The sequence below is a fragment of the Sphingomonas sp. genome (genome assembly GCF_035758555.1).
GTDB lineage: Bacteria > Pseudomonadota > Alphaproteobacteria > Sphingomonadales > Sphingomonadaceae > Sphingomonas_B.
Genome location: NZ_DASTXI010000003.1, coordinates 1 through 2,927 on the forward strand (window position 1 = coordinate 1; position 2,927 = coordinate 2,927).

A 2,927-nucleotide genomic window follows, 5' to 3' on the forward strand; every position below is an offset into this window, starting at 1 on the left:
CCGTGCTGCGCGACCGACAGATCGCCGAGCTTGAGCCGCGACGGCGGTCTCGACGGCAGCCGGGCGAGAACCGTGGCGCGCGCGACGAGCTGCCCCCGCCAGTTCGTGTCCGCGAATTCGAGCGCGAGGATGCAGGAAAGCGCCGTCGTATCGCGCGCCTCGATCGCTCGAACCCATTCATGCTCCGTCGCCAGCACACCGGCCCGGGTCATGGGATGTTTGGGACATCCGAGCGCCGTCTGAGGAACCGACGTCGCCAATGTCATTGCGCCAGCGACAGCTGCGAGCGGGAACATCAGATACTCACTTCCGCTCGACGCTGGGGCGCGCGGCTTTGCGGTCGATGCAGAACTCAGCGCAGATCGTGTGCCCGATATATCCGGCGGCGGTGGCGAAGGCGCGGCCGTCCTTGTCGGCCTTCGCCGTGTCGGGCTTCACGCCTTCGGTGATGATCCCGCCGTCCCACGGGCTTTCCGTCAGCACCTTCAGCGCCTTCGCCTGGCCGGCCTTCAGGCGGAGGTGGTCGGCGACCGACCATGAGGTGGTGAACGGCAGGCGGTAGCTGCCCGGAAGACCGTAGGGCTGTCCAGCGTAGGAATATTGATAATGCGCCGAATGCAGCCAGTTGTAGGTCCGTACGAACAAAGGATCGTCCTGTGAGATGAAACCGAGGTACGGCAGCTTCAGAAGCGATCCCGGCGGCACATCCATGAAATCGCCCGCGGTCGCGCTCACCGTCGCTGCGAAGATCGGACCGCCCGCCCCTTTGGCGCCAGAGCGCACGCCATATTTCATGATCGCCGCCTTGAGCTCCGCGGCGCGGGCGCGAAGGTCGTCACGGTTCTGCAAGATCGCGAGATCGTTCAGCGCCCTCCAGGTCAGCACATTGTCGTAAACCGAGAAGGGCTTTTGGACATATTCGTCCTCGGCATCCTGGAATGTCTCGTAGAGACCAGTGGCGGGATCGTGCATCGCCGACAGCCGCTGCTCGATCGTGGCGATCTGCGCGGCGTAAGTCGCCAGCACGCTGCGGTCTCCGGTCGCATCGACATAGGATTTGAGCGCGACGATCGGCGCCACCAGCTCGTCCAGCTCGAACCCGTCCTCCAGCACTACCCCGTCGATGAAGCGGCTGTGGATGCCGATGTTGCGCGCCTGCGTGCCCAGCGCATAGCCGAGCGCCTCTCGCGCCCGCTCCACGTCGGTGTCGAGCAGCGCCGGGAAGCTCCACAGCAACGCGTCGCGGTCCCAGTACGCCGCGGACACGTAATAGCGGTTACTTCGCGAGGTCATCCCCACGAACTGATCGGTGTCGATCACTCGGCCCCAGGCATAATAGGTCGTGAACAGGAGGTTGCGGTTCATGATCCGGTCGAGGTCGCCGCGTCCCGTCGTGCGCGTGTGCCGCCGCGCCTCGGCCGCCGCCTGGTCGATCACTCCGTCGATGCCGTAGCGATCGATGCGCTTGTTTAGCACGCGCATCGCGTAGGCGGCGCTATATTCCTCGAGGCCGACGCCGATCAGGTAATGCACGTCGAGGGTCTTGCCGGGCGCCAGAGTCGCCTCGTGCTGCGCGGTCACGCCCGGATCCGCACCCTCATGCAGCACGCCCTTCGAGCCGACATAAGCGAAGCCCCAGGCGAACTTCGTGTCGTCGGTGCGGTAGTTGAAAATCTCCATGTCGCTGTCGATCGGGGTCGGCGACATGGTGCGCGCGCCGGAGAGCGGCTCGGGCGAATAGGTCACCCGGTTCGTCCGCGCCCAGTTCACCTCCATCCCCGGAGCGACCTCGATCGGCTTCGCGCCGAGGTTCGTGACCTGGAAGCGGACGATCGCAGCACGGCTGTCCGGCGGCGCGACATAGGTGATGCTGGTGCGGACCCCATCCGCTTCCATCGTCCCCGTCGGCAGCCAGTAATCGCGCAGGCTCCAGCGGAGGTTGGCGAGCGGCTTCCTCACCCCGCCGATGCTGAGGAACGGTTTGATCAGCGGCTGGTCCGGCGGTCCCGCATATTCGATCAGCCCGCGGTAGCGCATCGAGATGACGTTGAAGTTCATCAGCGCCGCGTCGCCCGCGCGGATCGCCGGCAGCGCGATCCAGTCGTTGCCGGTGGGGATCACGTCGTCGGGCGCGAGCGTGAGATACGTGACTCGGTCTGCCGGCGGTGCGGGCTGTCTGGCAGCCGCCGCGGCTGTCGCAAGCTCCGCCGCAAGTAGGATGGAAAACACCCGCCCTCGCATGCGACCCCACCTTATTGCGCCGGCTCCAACAGTTCCACGCCTGACAAGCGCGCGAATTTCCGGTCGAACGTGACGGTCCTTGCGCAACCGGCCGCTGCCCCGACAAAATGAATAAGTCGGTCCGAAAAATTTCCGCCGTCGGTGGAGATCGCATGCCGGATTGCAGCTTCGTGCTCGAAGCTCAGGTTTGGAATATTCAGGAGTGTCGTCAGAGCGCGTGACATGTCGGCGGATTTAACCTGATACCGCTTTTCCAAAACCCACACGAATTCGGCAAGGGTAACAGAAGCAACGAACGCCGTTTCGTTGGACTCCACCAACTGTTCGAAGAAGCGCTTCGCCACTTTCCCCTGTTCCGCATTATCGCCGATCGAGAATCGCAGCAGAACATTCGTGTCGACGGCGATCACTTAACGGACTGCTCGAAGCTCTCCACGATCGCCTTGCCGATCGCCTCATCCATGTCTTCGATCGAAACCGGCGGACCGTCATATTTGATGAAACCGTAAAGGTCGCGGATGCTTCCCGTCTTTGGACGCATCACGACTTCGCCCGCCTTGTTCTCGATGAAATCAATTTTGGAACCGGCATGGAGCCTTAGCCGCTTCCGCACCGAAGCGGGAATTGTCACCTGGCCTTTGGATGTCACGGTCGCCGTGGTCATGCTCCTTACATAAGGTAAGGAG

Annotated in this window: 4 protein-coding genes; all 4 read right to left on the bottom strand. The window is 63.4% G+C overall.

Features of this window, described 5'->3' with window-relative positions; genetic code table 11:
• Positions 1 to 296 (bottom strand): hypothetical protein (locus tag VFT73_RS00070; RefSeq protein WP_326408049.1); only part of this gene is annotated, 296 nt, incomplete at its 3' end.
• A 7-nt stretch (positions 297 to 303) separates the two neighbouring features.
• The gene (locus VFT73_RS00075; RefSeq protein WP_326408050.1) at positions 304 to 2,241 is read right to left on the bottom strand and encodes a glycoside hydrolase family 125 protein; all 1,938 of its coding nucleotides are present in this window, start codon (positions 2,239 to 2,241) and stop codon (positions 304 to 306) included.
• 11 nt (positions 2,242 to 2,252) lie between these two features.
• On the bottom strand, positions 2,253 to 2,651 hold the full coding sequence (locus tag VFT73_RS00080) for a type II toxin-antitoxin system VapC family toxin (protein ID WP_326408051.1): 399 nt from the start codon (positions 2,649 to 2,651) through the stop codon (positions 2,253 to 2,255).
• A partial coding sequence (locus VFT73_RS00085) for an AbrB/MazE/SpoVT family DNA-binding domain-containing protein (protein WP_326408052.1) occupies positions 2,648 to 2,927 on the bottom strand: 280 nt, incomplete at its 5' end. The genes VFT73_RS00080 and VFT73_RS00085, both read right to left, overlap by 4 nt.